We start from the raw sequence: 16,138 nt of genomic DNA on the forward strand, positions 1-16,138 counted from the left end.
TCTCGTACCAATGCACCCCGGGCACCGCGCGTCTTTATCGCCTGACAACCGCCTAAAGTCCGCTGAGGCCGGCGGGACTGCCGATGCCGGTAGGCGCGTCATAACCGCGCTTACCGGTGCACAGGTAGTCGCCACCGCAGAAGCCGTTGCTTCCGCCGACCACGTCGAAGAACGCCGATGGGTGGGCATAGACGGGCTGCGCGTCGGTGATGACGTGGCCGGACCGAGCGATCATCCCGGCCACCAGCGGCGCGGACGCGCTGGTCCCGCCGACGACGATGAAACCTCCGCCGTTGATCAGGCCAAACGTGTCATAGACAGCGAGACCGGTGGCCGGGTCGGCGACCGCGGACAGGTCGGCAGTCGTACGCAGTGAGCAGTGCTTGTCGTGCTGCCAGGACGGCTTCGAGACGTACGCCGAGCAGCCACTGCCTCCGTGTGACCAGGCCGTTTCCGTCCACCCACGGGCACTGCCGGCGGCCTTGCTCAGGGTGGTGCCACCCACCGCGATAGTGCTGGACAGCACCGCCGGGAAGGACGCGGTGGTGAACCCGGAGTCGCCGGCGCTGGCGACCATCGCAGTGCCCGGATGCTGGTAATGCCCGGCGTCCGCGCCCATGCTTGGCGACTCATCGCTGCCATAGCTGTTCGAGACGACGTGCGCGCCGAGGGCGACCGCGGTGTCCACGCTCGCGGCCAGGTCGTTGGGGCTGAGCAGCGAACTGTCGGCCTCCACCAGCAGAATCCGGCAGGACGGGCAGGACGCCGACACGGCATCCAGGTCGAGCGACGTTTCCACTCCCCAGTTCGGATCCGGCGTCGGCAACGGGGTGGCCGCGCCACGCTGGTTGACCTTGGAGAAGCAACCGCTGGCGCTCGTACACGCCGGCAGGCCGTATGTCTGCCGGTAGACCGCGAGGTCCGCCTCGGCATTCGGGTTGTCGTACGCATCGACGACCGCCACCAGGCTGTTGGGTTGCACATTCGCCGGCAGTTGGTACGCGCTCGCGATGTCGGCCGGGCCCAACCCAGCGGGCAGCGCGCTCGTACGTGCGGCGCGTTTGGCCGGCGAGCGGCCGATGTCGGCGAAGCAGTGGAATCGGCCGGCCTGTACGACCGCGCAGCCGGTGCGGCCCACAGTGCCGGCCGGGGCGGGAGCCGCGTTGGCCGGGACGGCGGCGCTGAGCACCGCGACGAAGGCGAACGCGATCAGGGTTTTGCGGGTCATCGGTCAGCTCCCGGTCACGGTGTAGGCGTTTTCGGTCGTCGTGCTGAGCGAGCCGCCGGCGGCGTCCTGGGCGGTGACCCGTACGGACACCGGGTGGCCGGTCGCGGCGGACCGCAGCGTCACCCGGTAGCGGCCATTGCCAAGGCCGGTGACGGTCGCCGGCACGTACGCCCCACCGTCGACGCTGGTCGCGAAGGTGAGACCGGTAATCGCGGACTTCGTCGCGGCGGCGGTCACATGTCCTGCTGTGACAACGAAAGTTGAAGTGCCGGCCGGCAGTGTGCCGGCCTGGCTCACCGGCAGCGGGACATTCATCGTCAGCAGCGGCAAAATCGTGCACGCCTCGGTCGCACTCGCGGCGCAGTTCCAGCCGGTCGGCACCGCCGCGCCCGAGGTCGCCGACGACGAAAACGTGTAGACCGACGATATTTTCGTCGACGTACTGAATCCCATGGCCGCGCGATCGACGGTGTCCTCAATACGGTACGTGTGCGAGTCCGCCGGAAGGGGCACGGTCAGGTCGTCTTTGTCAGTGGTGTCAACGATGCTGGTGCCGTCCTGGAACACCTGGAGCCGTTCGAAACCCGGATTCGCACCACCGACCCAGCCGGAATGGTCTGGATTCGAGTCCATCACGAATGTCGACAAGGCCAGCTTGTCAGCCGTCCGGCAGGCCACGCAGTATGGCCGCGGAAACGGCTTACCACCGAAGAAACCGGCCGTCGCCAGGCCATGCATCCAGTCCACCGGGTAGGACCGTCCCGGCTGGTACGCCTGCGGAACGGTCTCCATGCCTTCAGCGCCGCTGGCTGCGCCCTGATACGCAGCCGCGTCCCAACGCACATTCGGCGGCCCGTACAAATAGTCGACCAACGACGGCGTGTTCGGCACCGTGTCGGAGTCGGAGCTGGTTTCGCCGCGCAGGTCCGGGTAAACCGGACCGCGGCCGAACGCACGTTGCCCGCTCGCGTCACCACCGAAAATGCGGTCGGAAACGCGCGCCAGCTGGTTCGGCTGGACCGTACGGTGCAGGTCCGCCGGAATTCCAGCGGACCAGTCGGCGGTGAGGTGATAGGTGGCGGGAGTGCCGTCGGGCTCGGTCGCGGACCGGCGCTCGTACGCGTCGAATTCCAGGATTCCGTGTCGTGGCGCCGAAGTCGGTTGTACGAAGACATGGTCGTTCGGGCCATCCAGCACCCCGAAGCCATTCGCTATCCCGTCGGTGGCGCGAGCCGGTATCAGGTCTGCACCAGCGTCCAAGACCGAGCTTGGCCTCGGGGTGGTGAAGGACGGGGGGGTCGCGGTCGCCCTACCGCCGTCGAGCGCGACAGTCTGTCCGTCGCCGGTGACGGCATTGTCCGTACTGGTCGCGAAGTAGCTGTCTGTTGCCTTGCCGTCAACTGACTTCGCGATCGTATTGACGATAATCGTGTAATGACCTTTTGGCAGGCTGACCTTGATATAGTTCTCGCTGCCTATCCCCACGAAGTTCGTGTATTTCCGGTTGTCGTCGGTGTTGGTGATCATCGCGAGCGTGCCCAGCGAAGTCACTCCGGCTGGCGGGGTGTAGCGGACCGTCAGCGTCACCATCGCATAGTTCGGCTGCACGGTGCCGGCCGTGGGCGCATCCAGCGCCATCCGCACCGGACTGGCGTTTTTACCGAGTGTGTCACCGAAAACCCTGGCCCCAGCCGCATCCAAATAGCCCTTGGTCACAGTGCCGTTTCGGGACGTGATCGTCACGCCTGGCACCGCTTGGCCGCCTTGCGGGACCGTCACCGGGATCCGGTCGGCGGGCAGCGCGGCCAGCCGGGTCACGTCGAACAGCTCCCGATCAAGCCCAGTCGCGAGATGCCCAACCGCCTCGGCCGGAATGGCGTACACGTCCGCCCCGACTGTGACCACGGTCAGCGCGGACGCCGGCTGGCCGGCCAGCCGGCCCACCCGTACATGACCATTCACCCAGGTCAGGGCCACTTTTTCGCCAGTCGGAAGGATGACCGTACGAGCCGGTTGGACGGGCGGCGGGGCCGCCGTCGCGATGGCGGGCGCGCCGCCAGCGGTAGCGCCGGCAATGACCGCGGCCACCACAACAACACTCTTGCGCAAACGCTGAGATGTTCTTGTTGTTTTCACGCCTCTTACTGTCCAAAACCACCATCACAGTTCCGCTCACAAGCTGGCCGATATGGGCCAGCGGTGAAATACAGGGCGACTTCCGGACACCACTCAATGATGAGGACCCCCGACTCACTGGAGAAAATTCGCATGAAACGACGACTTCCTCCTGGCCCTTCTCATCAAGGAGCCGATGAATCCGCCAAGAATCGAGCGAGCCAATGACCATGAGGAAGCGAACATCTGTCTGCGCCGCAATAGCGGTGTCACTGGCAGTCTCCAGTTGGGTGGCACCCGCGGCTGACTTGCCAGCGGCCGCGGCCGAGTTGCCAGCGGCCGCAGCTGGGCCCGAGCCAGCAAACACGTCGGCGGTCCTGCTTCCTACCGGCGAGCGGCTGACCACTCTTCCGGGAGCCGGATCGGGGAGGATGGGCACGGTAACGCCGGCCAGCACGACCAAACTGGGCCGGACCCTGATGTCATTGACACTGAACGGGAAGCAGTACGAGATTCCCGCCGCCGCGCTGCCGTACCTGGGACGTGGGTTGGATCTGAGTTTGTTCGACGTAGCCGCGTTGCGTGCCGCCGAAGTTGATGGACGTATCCCCGTTAAGCCTCGGTTACCAGGGAAATCAGCCGGCGGTGGCCGGCGTCACCATGACCGGCCCGCACACCGGCTATCTGAGTGCCGAATCCGCGAGGACTTTCGGTGACGCCGTCGCCAGGCAGTTTGTAGCGGACCATCGCAAATCAGGACCGAAGCCGATGGCAAGCCCCACCTTCACCAGCGGAGCGAAGTTGTCACTCGCTGGCGCCACCACGCCAGCGCCCAAACCGATGTATGTGATGAAGACCCTGACACTCAAGGCCAGCGACATCGATGGCGCGCCGGCCAACTCGGCGACGGCTCTGGTGCAGAACCTGGACAACGGCAACCGCTTTGAAGAGATCGACCCGTTCTTTGATGGCGAAGCACGAGAAAGCGTCCCGGTTGGCAACTACGCGGCGACCATCGTCTATTTCGACGTCAACACCGATGGCGACGTCACCGGCCTGCGGGTGGTGACCAGACCCCAGTTCGCGGTAACCGAAGATGCGACCATGTCGTTCGCCGCCACCGAAGCAACCAGCGAAGTCACCATGCGTACACCGCGCCCTGCCGAGCTTCAGGAGGGCGGTTTCGTGCTGGACCGTGGCGGCGCCGCTGGGTACGGGTCATACACCGACGTCGCCGTCGCGTCGCACGGGCGGACCGATCTGGGTGTCGCCCACCACGACACCGGTGACCATCGGCACCATGCACAGCTACCCGTACCGGCGGCTGACATCGCCGGCCGGCCGCGGGGAGCCATACACGTACTCACTGCAGTATTTGAGCACCGGCGTCATCCCACAGCAGGTTTACACGGCCTCATCCGCCAACACTGCCACCATTGACGCTTCGTACTATTCGGACATCGACTCGACCGGCTTCCAAGGCCGAACAGCCTTTTACCCCTTCGAACTGAATTATTTTGTCTTCCACGGTTTTGGTAACCCACTGTCGATGCCTACCCGCCGACTGGAATACGTTTCGGCCGGCAATTCGATCGCATGGGCGGCATTTGCGAGTACGAATGTTTGGACTGACCCCAGATTCCCAGGCTTCCCGATGAGTGGCGGCGGTCAGGGCGGCTCAGCGAGACGCTACACGCCCGGTGAGAAGGTGACTGAGGCGTGGAATGAATTCCCGCTCTCCACACGCGCCCCGGTGAATCTGGCCGGATCGCAGACAAACGGGCAATTCGAACCTGGAGTCGTACGATCCGGTGACACTGAGACGTTCAACCTCTCACCATTTTCCGACAACGAGACAGGACATGTTGGATGGCTTGATATCGGGAATCACAGGGACCCCGAGTCGGAGACCTATGAGCTCGACCAGGATGGCAGTAAAATCGCGGATGGCCCCGTCATAGCCAAGACAGCCCAGATACCAGATGCGACGGTGAAGGCCGCCGTCTCGACGCTACATCTGACTATTGATGCGGCAAGGTCCGGGCCGGACTACAAACTGTCCACTGGCAATCACTCCGAATGGACCTGGCAGAGTCACCACCAAGAGGGCACCCTCCCACCCGGCTATGGATGCGGATTCGAGTTTGTGTCGCCCACGAACTGCTCGGTTGAACCCCTCATGACCGCGCAGACGGTCGTACGTGGGATGAGTCTGCACGGCACCGTACCCGCGGGGTTGCAGACGATGGACCTGACGCTGAGCCATCTCCAGCTGACACCGCAGTCCCCCATCCCCAGCGCCAAGGTGGAATTTTCCACGGACGATGGCACGACCTGGCACCAGGCGCGCACCGTGCGAGTGGGAAACGGGCATTACCTCGCTGTTTTCACGGCTCCCACCGGCTTTGTCAGCCTGCGAGTGTCCGGCACTGACACAGTTGGCGGCTCAATCATCCAGACCGTAAATCACGCCTACCAGACAGTATGAAAGGAGGGGGAATGTTGCGTTTCACAGCCACCAGAGTGGGCGCTTTGACGCTGGCGATGGGATTGCTCGGCGCGATCTCGGCAGCCCCCGCATACTCGGCCACCCCACCGGCCACCTCCGCCAAGCAGGGATACCGGCAGGCCTGTACGGCTCGTTCAGGCAATTATTTTCATTGCCTCACTTTGATTGCTCCACGGCACGCCAACGGCAAGTCGCCTCAAGCCGCTGCCGCGAAGCCCGATGGACTGGGCGTCCAGGACCTGCGCAAGGCCTATCAACTTCCGCAAAACCCACCAGCGGGCGCGACTGTGGCGATTGCGATCGCATTCCACTCCCCGACTCTGGAAAGTGATCTCAACACTTACCGGAAACAGTACGGTTTGTCGGCCTGCACCGTCGCCAATAGATGTCTGACAGTCCTGAACCAGAACGGCGACGCCACGCCCGTTCCAGAGAATGATCCCGGGTGGGAGGTCGAGGAAACCCTCGACGTGTCGATGGTGTCAGCGTCCTGCCCGAGCTGCCGTATCGTCGTCGTGGAAGCGACAGACGACTCGTTTAACAACCTGGCCGCGGCGACCGTCATGGCCGGCCAGCACGCGACCGTGGTCTCAAACAGTTATGGCGGCCCAAAAATGGCCTTGCCCAACAATTCGCCGGCGCTTACGACCAACCCAATCACCAAGTGGTGGTCTCCTCCGGAGACGATGGATTCACCAAGGCGTCGTTTCCTGCGACGGTCGCCAGTGTCATCGCGGTGGGTGGCACGGAGCTCACAAAAGCCGACAACACTCGTGGATTCACCGAGTCCACCTGGGCGGACGGCAGCAGTGGCTGCTCCGCCTACGTCGCGAAACCGGCACGGCAACATGATCCGCACTGCTCAATGCGTACGGTGGCTGATGTTTCCGCGGTCGCCGACAACGTCAGCATGTTCAACGCCGGAAACGGAGGCTGGTTCGACGTTGCCGGCACGAGCGTCGCTGCTCCGTTCATCGCCGGGATGTACGGGCAAGTCAACAACAACGCAACAGTCGACACTCTTTACCAGCACCCGGAGTCATTCAACGACATCACCACCGGCGCTAACGACCACTCAGGAACTGGCGCTGACTGTGGGAATGACTATCTGTGCACGGCACAGCCCGGCTACGACGCACCCACCGGCGTCGGCAGCCCCATCGGGTTGGCCGCATTCTAAACGCACGATGGGCTGAATAGGCCCGACGCGTGACTTTTCGGCGAGAGAGGGGAATTATCCCACTCTCGACGTCGAGTGTGGGATTTTGTCCCACACTCGACGTCGAGAGTAGCCCCGCGGAGCCTTCTCTACTGGAGTTAGAGTGGCTCATGTGACTTGTGAGGCAACCCAGTCAGCTGTACGCCTTGAAGATGTTGGTGAACTCGTACGTGGACTGCGGAATCCCGGAGCAGGTGGCAACAACCCCGCCATTCGGACAGCCGCCATTATCGCGGCCGACCGACCAGAACCCGATGCTCGCCACGTGATTCGCCTGCGCGAAACTCAGCAACTCTCGGGCGGCCGCCTGGTCGGTCACCGGACCAGTGTCGTTATGCCCAATCATCGGCGTCAATCCAAGCATTGCTTTGATTTGCGCATCACTCTTGGAGGGCCAGATCGTCTTCATCTGCCCAATGGTGGCATTCGCCGCCGAGACCAGTGCGTCACCCCATGATCCAGTGTAGCCAAAGTCCATCAGCATCGGATTGACGACGACATTGAGCCCTCGCGATGCCGCGTCCTGGAGGATCTGCACCGAATACGGATCCATGCCGTAATCCTGACCCTGGATCCGCATGGTGTAGCTGATCTTGGTGCCTTTGTTCTGCTGCAGTCGCAACAATGCCTGATTCACCGTGGCGATCGGAATCGATGCTTCCACGTCAACGTCAAGGCTGTTACTACTGACCGCATTCAACGACTGCACGTACGCGTTGTAAAGCGCGTCCACCGAGCCGCAGGTGTCCTCCAGGTACGGCCCTGCCGCACCTCCAGTGGAGACCGTCACCGCGCCGCCCATCGCACGCAGACTGTTGACGTCGTTGATGATTCGCGGCTCGGTCAGCGGAACTGTGCCACCCCAGGATGGATTGCAGCCGGTGCTGTCCGCCAACGCGAAGGCGAGGTTGAAGTTCTTCACGCCCGTCGCGTTCGCCACCGAGACCAGAGACGGAGTCGCGTACGTGATGTCAATGTACGGCGAGACTTTCCCAGCACCACCGCCACCCGGGGGCGGGCTGCTTGGTGGTGCCGAAGTTGGCGGAGCGGACGTAGGCGGCGCTGACGTAGGGGGTGCTGACGCACCACATGGCTGGCCGTTGAGCCTGCAGTTCATCGGCATGCCAAGGCCATTCACCAAAAACCCGAACGTCGTCGACCCGCCCGGCGCGACCGTGCCGTTGTAGTCGCGGTTGACGAATGAGTGGTGCGCCCCGGTCGCGGTGTCAATCGCGTCCCAGTACGAGCCCATCGTCGACCCGGCCGGCAGGTCGAATTCCAGCTTCCAACCAGTCAACCCGGCCGAGCCGCCGGTGACCGTGTATTTCCCTTGGTAGCCGGAATCCCAGGTGGAGTCGGTGGAGAACACCGCGGCAGCCGCGGTGGCCGCCGTCGCTGGCGAGACCACCAGCGGCACCAGCACCAACAGGGCCGCCGCGGCCATCGAGCCGAAGACGAACTTGGCCCTGGTCGAGGTCCTTCTTTCTTTCATGGCCAAGTCCTCCTATTCCACGGTGAGGGTCAGTTGCTGGACGCCCCAGTCGTTGGCCTGGGTGCCGGGCAGCCAAACGTCGACGATGTCGTCCTTGATCCAGCTGCCGATGTCCGCGGCATAGCAGTGTCCATAGCCGGGCACGTAAAACCGCGTTCCCCAGGGGATGTTCCGCGCGTCTACCGCGCAGAATCCGGGGCCGGCGTTGTAGCCCAGGGCGGTCTGGCCGGTGTCGTTGTACGACGTGACGCGATAGTTCAGCGTCGTACCCGGGGTCATCGCGTACGGCGCCAGCTGATTCGCGCTGTTGAGCCGGTACGAGCGGGAAATCTGGCCGACCGAGGAGGCGGACGCGTTGTCGGCCGTCATCGCATAAACCTGGTAGTTCGCGTTCTGGCAGGGACTCGGGTCGGTAACCAGGAAACTGGGCTGGCCCCAGTCGCTGATCCACTGCAACGCCTGGCCGTTGCGAAATGCCCGGTACGCCACCGCGCCGGCGACCCTGGCGAACGTGAAGGTGACTTTTCCGTCCGTACCAAGGCCACCGCTGACGCCGCCGGGCGCCGGCAGCCGGCCGCTCACGTCGACGGCGCCCACCAGGGTGCCGGGGCCGTGGCCGCCGGTCACCGGCCGAACGGGGATGGTGCCGGTGTAGAAGTGTTGGCAGGCAGGCAAAAGCCGCGGCCGCCGGAGTGGCCGGGGCCAGCAGCAGCCCGCCGACGGCGAGCGCCGCCAAGGTGAGGGCACCGCGAAAGAAGGGTTTGAGCATGACGTGAGCCTCCCGGGTGGGACCGAACCGGAGGAAACGCATGGTCGCGAGGTGATCACCTGCTGTCAGACCGTAGGTGTCCCCACCCACCCAGTCAAGAGATCTCGATCTTTAGCGTGAACATTCGGAAAATCTTCGCTGTTCGGACGAGCACGGCCATCTGAACCATGTTCGGACATCGCCGTGAGATCTGTCGAATTAGTCGCGTACGACCGAAAGAACCACTGGCCCGAATGCTCGCATCGACCGCCTTTCCTTTGGCTACAACTTGAACCAAGCACCGGCCCTGCACGCTCGACAGGGACCGAAAATAGCCATCGGAATGTTCGTCAACCAGCTGACCAGCCGTCGTCCAACAAAGCGAAGATCTCCCGGGTGGCCTGCCGCGGGTCGTCGTACGCCTTGATGAGGTGACGGGCTTCCAGCGCGAAATGCGCCAGCGCGACGCACCGGACGTCGTCGTCGGGAGCACCGACCTCGGCCGCGATCGCCTGCGCGACCGCCGTTTCGTGCCGCATCCACATCCGGTGGGCGTAGTCGCGCAGCACCGGGGTGCCGTCGACCATCCGGAGAAACGCGGTGATCTCCGGAGTGCCCCCGTGCACCGATCTCACCATGTGGTCGCACAGCGACTGCGGGATCGACTGGCCGGGACGGCGGTCGCGTACGGCCGAGACCAGCTCCGCCTCGATGTCTTCGGCCTGGTCGAAAACCAACGCTTCCTTGCCGGAAAAGTGTTTGAACAAGGTCGTCACCGACACATCGGCGGCGTCGGCGATTTCCTTGACGCTCACGTGGTCGTAGCCACGCTCAAGAAAGAGCCGGAGCGCGGCGTCTGCCAACGCCTGGCGGGTCTGGGCCTTCTTGCGCTCGCGGCGCCCGATCGGCTCGGTCGATTCGGTCACCAGTTCAGCGTACCTCAGAGTGAACTGACTTTAAAAGTGTAGTGATTGCACTTTCGTAGTCGATGTGCTTATCTGGTCCTACGACAGAGAGGACATGACATGAGAACCACCGATAAACCCCGCATCGCCATCGTCGGCGGCGGCCTCGGCGGGCTGGCCTGCGCCCGCGTCCTGCAGCTGCACGGGCACAGCGCCACCGTCTTCGAGTACGAGGAGACGCTCGGCGCGCGCTCCCAAGGCGGCACTCTCGACATGCACGAAGGCACCGGCCAGGTCGCTTTGTGGGCGGCCGGCCTCTTCGACGAGTTCACCGCGCTGGCCCGCCCGGAGGGGCAGGAGTGGCGCAGGATCGACCACCTCAGCGGCCTCGTAGTCCAGGACAACCAGCCCGAGGACGGCCCGGAATCCCGGCCGGAAATCGACCGCGGCCAGCTGCGCGGCATCCTGCTGAACTCGCTGACCGCCGGTACGGTCCGATGGAACGCCCAGGTCACCGCCGTCACCACCCTCGGCGACGGCACCTGGCAGCTGGTTTTCGCCCATGGCAGCAGCGAAACCTTCGATCTCGTGGTCGGCGCCGACGGCGCCTGGTCACGCGTACGAGCGGCTCTGACCGGCGCCGAGCCGCTCTACACCGGCGTTTCGTTCATCGAGGTCGGCTTCGACGATGCGGACCGCCGGCATGCCGAGCTCGCCCGGTTGACCGGCAACGGCACGATGATCGCGAAGGCACCCGGCCTGTCGTTTTTCGTCCAGCGCAACAGCAATGCGCATCTCCGCGCCTACATCGCCATGCGTACGCCGGAGAACTGGCATCAGGCTGTCGGCCTGGATTTCGCGGACACGGCGGCCGTACGAGCCCACCTACTGACGATTTTCGCTGGATGGCACGACAATCTCCTCGATGTTCTGCGCAACAACGACGGCGGCTTCATTCACCGGCCGCTCTACAAGCTGCCGGTGCCGCATGTCTGGGAGCACACCCCCGGCCTCACCTTGCTGGGCGACGCGGCCCATCTGATGCCGCCGCTCGGGCTGGGCGCCAACCTCGCGATGCTCGACGGCGTCGAACTCGCCGCCGCTGTCGACACCGAATCCAGCCTCGATGAAGCGGTGCGTACGTACGAATCCATCATGCTGCCACGCTCGACGGATGCCGCGAAACGCACCGGCGAAGGCCTCGATCACCTGATGCCACCGGTCACCGCGTGACCGGGACGGTCCTGCCCCGCGGCGGCAGGACCGTCCCCAGTGGACGTCAGCAGAAGCCACCCTCGAAATCGGCTGTCCGGATGTTGAACTCCAGGCCCAGGTCGGTAGTTGTGTTGGCCAACGCGCAAAAAGTCCAGTTGTCCCCGAACCAGGTGTGCACCACGACCACCACGTTGCGGCCGTCCGGCGCGCAGTGGCCGTAATGCGCGTGCCACGGACCGGACGAGTCCGCCCAGAAACCACAGGTCGCCGGCGGGCCGTCCAGATGCACAGCGGCGGCCGCCGGCTGGGCCGCGACACCCGCGAGCAGGCCGCCCCCGAGGGCGGCGGTGGCCAGCGCGATCGCGAACTTCTTCATGGGAATCTCCTCATCTGGCGGTGCATCCCGCCACCCAAATCCGACAACCACGCCCGATGCGCGGTCACCTTCACAAACGCCCCCAGCGGTGACGAGTCACACTGAAAAGGATGATTTTCCGTTTAGGTCGATAACCCGGCATGTCACCAGAAGAAGCCCAGCCGAGGCGGCCCTCGGGAGCAGCCGTAGGCTGTTTGTTGCAGATCGATGGCAACAAAGGGAGTGGGATGCCCGAACCGGAAGTCGCGCGGCCTGGTGACCGCGACAGGACGGAGCGGATCAGCCGCCGAACGCTGCTGCGGGCCGGCGCGACCGTGCCGCTACTGCTGAGCGCGGCCGCTTGCGCGCGCGACCCCGCCGGCGAGTACGCCACCACCGCCATCGAAGTCCGCGGCTCCGCCGGAGCCCCCACCCCGTCACCAACCCCGACCACTTTTCCGGTGCAACAAAAGGCGATTTACACGCTCGCTGAATACGCGGCTCGTACGCCCGGTGCGCAGCCGTTTGCGGCCAAGGCGATCGCGCTGACCCTCGACGACGGCCCGCACGCGGTGTGGACGCCGAAAATGCTGCGGCTGCTCAAACAGCTGGACATCCACGCCACCTTTTTCATGATCGGTGTGCAGGCGAAAGGCCATCCGGATCTGATCAAGGCGATCCACGACGGCGGCCACGCGCTCGGAAACCACACGTACAACCATCTCGAAACGCTGCCGCACCTGTCCGTACCGAACATCCGGCAGCAGATCGTCGCCACCCAGGACGCGGTCTTCAAAGCATGCGGTGCCTATCCCCGAGTTTTTTTCCGTGCTCCCGGCGGAAACTGGGGGCCGCCGGTGTTCGCCGAGGTGGCCGCGGCCGGCATGATGCCGATCCACTGGCAGACCGACACCAACGACTGGACCCGGCCCGGCACCAGCTCGATCGAGCGCCGGGTGGCCGGCGCTCCGGTCGGTTCCATCGTGCTCTGCCACGACGGCGGCGGCGACCGGTCCGAGACGATCGCCGCGCTCACCCAGGCCGTGCCAGCGCTAAAAGCCCGCGGCTATCAGTTCGTGACGCTCGCTTGACTCGCTAACCTTCCGCGTACCGAGCCTGAAACAGGCGGCGTGGCTTCGCGTTTCGCGACCTCATTTGAGGTACGGTTCCGTGAAGTCAGGGAGGTCGGCGAAATCGGGGGAGCTGGTCAGATGGGCGCACGGATCGTGGTCGAGGCGGCGGCCGTCGACCGGCTGGCCGAGCTGGGCTTGAGCGTGCAGATCCTGGAGCGGGTGTGTGCGCCGCGCGGACGCCGAGGTGAGTACGTGCACGCCGCTGGATCCGCCGATGATGGCCGGCCTGATCCGGTGGGCCCGGACCGCCCGCTACCTGCGTGAGGAGCTGGTGCCGGCGGGCTGGCACTTCGACAACCCGCAGAACCTGCCGCGCACGATTCACCCGAGCGGCGACTTCGCGATCGTGGCGATCACCGGCGACGAGCTCACCGGCGGGCTGGATGTGTTGCCCACCACCAAGCATCCGCGCGGCCCAGCCACCGCGCTCGCGGTGGCCACCAACGAGCAACTCAACTCCCCTTCGACTTCGACGGCTTCGACTTCGGGCTGGCCCCGGGCCGGACGCTGGACGCCGGCCATCTGCTGACCTGGATCCTGCTTTTTCCGTGCACGACGAGGCGTTCCAGGTCGAGCTGTCGCTGCCGGACGCGATCGAGGATGGCCGGATCACCGGCTGGGCCGAACGGATCATCGTGCCGCCGTTCCCGCGCGAGCCGGTCGCGCTCCCGGACGTCTCGGCGGATCTGTCGATGGGCGAGATCGTCGTCGAGGTCAACCGCAGGTAGGGAGGCCCGGCGGTGCTTACTCCATCCCGGCTTGTCATCGCACGAAAACGGCGTGGTCTGACGTTGACCCGGCTCGCCGAACTGGCTGGCCTGAGCACCCGCAGTATTTCGTTGTACGAGAACGGACATCAGACCCCGTCCGAGGAAACTTTGTTGCTACTGGCCGAGATTCTCGGCGTCTCGCCAGCTTTTCTGGGCGCCGCCGACCTCGACGAGATCCCGCCGGACGCGGTGAGCTTCCGGGCGCTGAGCAAGATGACCGCCCGCGAGCGCGACCGCGCGCTCAGCTCCGGCCGGATCGCGCTGCTGATCAGCGACTGGATCGATGCCCGGTTCGAGCTGCCGCGGCGCAGATCCCGACGCTGAGTGGCTATCACCCGGAGTCGGCGGCCGAGGTCGTACGAGCACGATGGGGGTTGGGCGAGCGGCCGATCGGCAACATCCTGCACCTGCTCGAAGCACATGGCGCTCGGATTTATTCGCTCACCGTGGAAAACAACGACCTGGACGCCCTGTCGTTCTACTGGCATTGGCAGCCGTACATTTTCCTCAGCACCACCAAATCCGGTGAACGCGGTCGCTTCGACGCCGCCCACGAACTGGGCCACCTGGTCCTGCATGGCGAGCACGAAGTGCCGCATCGACCGTCCGCGGAGGTCGAGGCGAACCGGTTCGCGGCGGCTTTTTTGATGCCCAGAGCCAGTGTTCTCGCGCACGGCTTGAACGACGCGACCGTCGATCGCATTCTGACGGCCAAGCAGACCTGGAAAGTGGCCGCGATGGCGCTCACCCACCGGCTGCACGAGCTGGACCTGCTGACCGAGTGAGGGGCTACCGCACGGCCTGCGTGCAGCTGTCCCGACTGGGCTATCGGCGCAGCGAGCCGGAAGGGATCCCGCGCGAGTCTTCCCAGTTGCTGGCCAAGGTTTTCCGGTCCGTACGGGACGAAGGCGAGTCGCCGGCGACCATCGCGGCCGCCATCGGGATCACCCCGGACGAACTGCAGGCGCACGTCTTTGGGCTCACGTTGACCGCGGTCAGCGGCGATCGGCAGCCAGGCTCCCGGGCCGGCAAGGGAGAACTCCGGCTGCTGCCGCCCGTACGATAACCCGCACCAGCGCGCGGCCGGTATCGTGCGTTTCCATGGGCATCGAAGTGTGGGTTCGGGGCGAGGTGGACCAGCCGGCGGCCACCGACCTGCTGGTCCGCGCGGCGGCCTGGTTCGGGAACCGGGTCGGTGACGAACTGCTGCACGCGACCGTCGGCGCCGACCGGCAGCAGCGGCCGAGGCTTCTCGTGAGCCTCTACCCAGGTGCCGAGGACGTCGAGATCACCTTGGATGAGACGCGCCTGGAGGTGTCCGGCAAAACGTCGACGATCGGCCCCGGCTATCACGCGTATGTGTGCGAGTTACTCGAAGAACTCGGTGCCGAGCTGAGCATCGGCTGGCTGCCGCCGGCGCAGGACGAGGACGACTATTTCCGCACTCGCGACGCGGGTGCCCTCGAGCTGGAGTTCCTGAACTGGCTGAACGGCCTCGCCCGGTTCGCGGTGGACAAGTTCGAAACCGGCGGCGCGCAGGGCATCACGGTGTCGATGCCGCTGTCCGTACGGTTCGTCGAGGACTCGTTCATGATCACCCCAATGGGTCCGCGCAGCGTCGACTGGGCCCGCGAGGTGGCCCGTGACCCGCGCCGAGGGATCGACGTTTTTCCCTGGTGGGATCCCGGAAAAGACGGCTCGTACGCGCTCGGCCGGGCGATGGTTTTGATGTGGCAGGACGTGCCGTGGCGGGCGCCGACCGACGACGACGAGATGGCTCTGCTGCGCCGGGTGGACACGTTGTTGACCCAGGCCGACACGCTCACCGCCACCTCGCCACTGCCGTGGGCCGAATGGGGCGAGATTCTGACCTATTTGGGAGAATCCCGGCAGGAAGTGGAAACCCGGGCGGCTTCCTCGTTGCCGCCGCAAATCGGCTACCGGCGCGGCGAGGCGTGGAACGAGCTGAGCGGCCAGTGGTGGGTGCGTACGCCTGGCGCCTTCGTCGGGCGGTTTGAGGACGAAGGCAGCTGGTCAGCCTTTGACGGCGTGCTGACGCTCTGGTTTTCTTCTTTCGCCATCAAAAAAAGACGACGGCAGCCTGGCGCCGGTGGACGGCATCCTGCCGGAGTCGGCGCCCACCGACGGCCGGCCGGTAAGTTTGCCGGCGCTGGACGGCACGCCCTATCGGGCCAGCCTGTCGGTGGCCGACGACGACGAGAACGGCGAATATCTCTGTCTCACCACCGAAGTGGCCGCACCCGGCCGCCTCGGCCTCTCACCGTCGCGTTCTCCGACCAGACCAGGCCGACCTCAGCAAAGCCGTGGACATCGCCAGCACGTTGCGCAACGGCTCGCCGTAGCGGCCACCTTGTCGTAACGGCCACCTTGTCGCGCAGGTCAAGCACCGATCTCCTAGGCTTGGGAGACTGATCACCAGGCGAAGGGC

The 16,138-nt window shown here is 65.1% G+C and carries 18 protein-coding genes; 12 read left to right on the forward strand and 6 right to left on the reverse strand.

Annotated elements, in window-relative coordinates; genetic code table 11:
• Positions 1-52: 52 nt before the first annotated feature.
• Both GNX96_RS11800 and GNX96_RS11805 read right to left on the reverse strand, forming a co-directional pair.
• Complete coding sequence (locus GNX96_RS11800; RefSeq protein ID WP_279580056.1) at positions 53-1,228, reverse strand: S53 family peptidase; 1,176 nt, start codon at positions 1,226-1,228, stop codon at positions 53-55.
• A gap of 3 nt (positions 1,229-1,231) precedes the next feature.
• Positions 1,232-3,316, reverse strand: a complete 2,085-nt coding sequence (locus tag GNX96_RS11805) for a hypothetical protein (RefSeq protein ID WP_279580057.1) — start codon at positions 3,314-3,316, stop codon at positions 1,232-1,234.
• Positions 3,317-3,925: 609 nt separating this feature from the next.
• Here GNX96_RS11805 and GNX96_RS11810 point away from each other — a divergent pair.
• The 3 genes from GNX96_RS11810 (at position 3,926) to GNX96_RS11820 (ending at position 7,032) form a co-directional block, all read left to right on the forward strand.
• On the forward strand, positions 3,926-4,783 hold the full coding sequence (locus GNX96_RS11810; protein WP_279580058.1) for a hypothetical protein: 858 nt from the start codon (positions 3,926-3,928) through the stop codon (positions 4,781-4,783).
• A complete protein-coding gene (locus GNX96_RS11815; protein WP_163568124.1) occupies positions 4,719-5,831 on the forward strand; it encodes a hypothetical protein in 1,113 nt (370 codons plus the stop codon). The genes GNX96_RS11810 and GNX96_RS11815 overlap by 65 nt, the downstream gene beginning before the upstream one ends.
• Before the next feature lie 688 nt (positions 5,832-6,519).
• Positions 6,520-7,032 carry a S8 family serine peptidase gene (locus GNX96_RS11820; RefSeq protein ID WP_163568125.1) on the forward strand — a complete coding sequence of 171 codons (513 nt, stop codon included), beginning with the start codon at positions 6,520-6,522 and terminating at the stop codon, positions 7,030-7,032.
• A gap of 172 nt (positions 7,033-7,204) precedes the next feature.
• On the opposite strand, the gene GNX96_RS11825 is transcribed toward GNX96_RS11820, so the two are convergent.
• The 3 genes from GNX96_RS11825 to GNX96_RS11835 form a co-directional block, all read right to left on the reverse strand.
• A complete protein-coding gene (locus tag GNX96_RS11825) occupies positions 7,205-8,563 on the reverse strand; it encodes a cellulose binding domain-containing protein (protein WP_279580059.1) in 1,359 nt (452 codons plus the stop codon).
• Between the two features lie 12 nt (positions 8,564-8,575).
• Positions 8,576-9,238, reverse strand: coding sequence for a 3D domain-containing protein (locus GNX96_RS11830; protein ID WP_279580060.1), 663 nt, complete (start codon positions 9,236-9,238; stop codon positions 8,576-8,578).
• Positions 9,239-9,661: 423 nt separating this feature from the next.
• Positions 9,662-10,237 (reverse strand): TetR/AcrR family transcriptional regulator, encoded by a 576-nt coding sequence (locus GNX96_RS11835; RefSeq protein ID WP_279580061.1) that lies wholly within the window; start codon positions 10,235-10,237, stop codon positions 9,662-9,664.
• 99 nt (positions 10,238-10,336) lie between these two features.
• Between GNX96_RS11835 and GNX96_RS11840 the strand changes: the two genes are divergently transcribed.
• Positions 10,337-11,449: an FAD-dependent oxidoreductase gene (locus tag GNX96_RS11840; RefSeq protein WP_163568126.1), complete on the forward strand. Its 1,113-nt coding sequence runs from the start codon at positions 10,337-10,339 to the stop codon at positions 11,447-11,449.
• A gap of 46 nt (positions 11,450-11,495) precedes the next feature.
• On the opposite strand, the gene GNX96_RS11845 is transcribed toward GNX96_RS11840, so the two are convergent.
• Positions 11,496-11,807 (reverse strand): DUF6355 family natural product biosynthesis protein, encoded by a 312-nt coding sequence (locus tag GNX96_RS11845; protein ID WP_163568127.1) that lies wholly within the window; start codon positions 11,805-11,807, stop codon positions 11,496-11,498.
• 227 nt (positions 11,808-12,034) lie between these two features.
• Between GNX96_RS11845 and GNX96_RS11850 the strand changes: the two genes are divergently transcribed.
• From GNX96_RS11850 to GNX96_RS11875, 8 genes are all read left to right on the forward strand, one after another.
• Positions 12,035-12,877: a polysaccharide deacetylase family protein gene (locus GNX96_RS11850; protein WP_163568128.1), complete on the forward strand. Its 843-nt coding sequence runs from the start codon at positions 12,035-12,037 to the stop codon at positions 12,875-12,877.
• A 120-nt stretch (positions 12,878-12,997) separates the two neighbouring features.
• A complete protein-coding gene (locus GNX96_RS11855) occupies positions 12,998-13,183 on the forward strand; it encodes a hypothetical protein (protein ID WP_163568129.1) in 186 nt (61 codons plus the stop codon).
• Positions 13,134-13,448, forward strand: coding sequence for a hypothetical protein (locus GNX96_RS11860; protein ID WP_163568130.1), 315 nt, complete (start codon positions 13,134-13,136; stop codon positions 13,446-13,448). The genes GNX96_RS11855 and GNX96_RS11860 overlap by 50 nt, the downstream gene beginning before the upstream one ends.
• A gap of 19 nt (positions 13,449-13,467) precedes the next feature.
• On the forward strand, positions 13,468-13,647 hold the full coding sequence (locus GNX96_RS11865) for a hypothetical protein (RefSeq protein ID WP_163568131.1): 180 nt from the start codon (positions 13,468-13,470) through the stop codon (positions 13,645-13,647).
• 12 nt (positions 13,648-13,659) lie between these two features.
• Positions 13,660-14,013 carry a helix-turn-helix domain-containing protein gene (locus GNX96_RS50945; protein WP_279580062.1) on the forward strand — a complete coding sequence of 118 codons (354 nt, stop codon included), beginning with the start codon at positions 13,660-13,662 and terminating at the stop codon, positions 14,011-14,013.
• 50 nt (positions 14,014-14,063) lie between these two features.
• Positions 14,064-14,474, forward strand: coding sequence for an ImmA/IrrE family metallo-endopeptidase (locus GNX96_RS50950; protein WP_279580063.1), 411 nt, complete (start codon positions 14,064-14,066; stop codon positions 14,472-14,474).
• Complete coding sequence (locus GNX96_RS50955) at positions 14,471-14,755, forward strand: hypothetical protein (protein WP_279580064.1); 285 nt, start codon at positions 14,471-14,473, stop codon at positions 14,753-14,755. Before GNX96_RS50950 ends, GNX96_RS50955 begins: the two co-directional genes overlap by 4 nt.
• Before the next feature lie 35 nt (positions 14,756-14,790).
• Positions 14,791-16,122, forward strand: a complete 1,332-nt coding sequence (locus tag GNX96_RS11875) for a hypothetical protein (protein ID WP_163568132.1) — start codon at positions 14,791-14,793, stop codon at positions 16,120-16,122.
• Positions 16,123-16,138 lie beyond the last annotated feature (16 nt).

It is taken from the genome of Fodinicola feengrottensis (assembly GCF_010993775.1).
In the GTDB taxonomy this organism is placed as follows: Bacteria; Actinomycetota; Actinomycetes; order Mycobacteriales; family HKI-0501; genus Fodinicola; species Fodinicola feengrottensis.

Coding starts and splice junctions, on each gene's coding strand:
- GNX96_RS11825 (WP_279580059.1), bottom strand. CDS start 8,563: ATGAAAGAAAGAAGGACCTCGACCAGGGCCAAGTTCGTCTTCGGCTCG.
- GNX96_RS11875 (WP_163568132.1), top strand. CDS start 14,791: ATGGGCATCGAAGTGTGGGTTCGGGGCGAGGTGGACCAGCCGGCGGCC.
- GNX96_RS11850 (WP_163568128.1), top strand. CDS start 12,035: ATGCCCGAACCGGAAGTCGCGCGGCCTGGTGACCGCGACAGGACGGAG.
- GNX96_RS11845 (WP_163568127.1), bottom strand. CDS start 11,807: ATGAAGAAGTTCGCGATCGCGCTGGCCACCGCCGCCCTCGGGGGCGGC.
- GNX96_RS11840 (WP_163568126.1), top strand. CDS start 10,337: ATGAGAACCACCGATAAACCCCGCATCGCCATCGTCGGCGGCGGCCTC.
- GNX96_RS11860 (WP_163568130.1), top strand. CDS start 13,134: ATGATGGCCGGCCTGATCCGGTGGGCCCGGACCGCCCGCTACCTGCGT.
- GNX96_RS11800 (WP_279580056.1), bottom strand. CDS start 1,228: ATGACCCGCAAAACCCTGATCGCGTTCGCCTTCGTCGCGGTGCTCAGC.
- GNX96_RS11855 (WP_163568129.1), top strand. CDS start 12,998: ATGGGCGCACGGATCGTGGTCGAGGCGGCGGCCGTCGACCGGCTGGCC.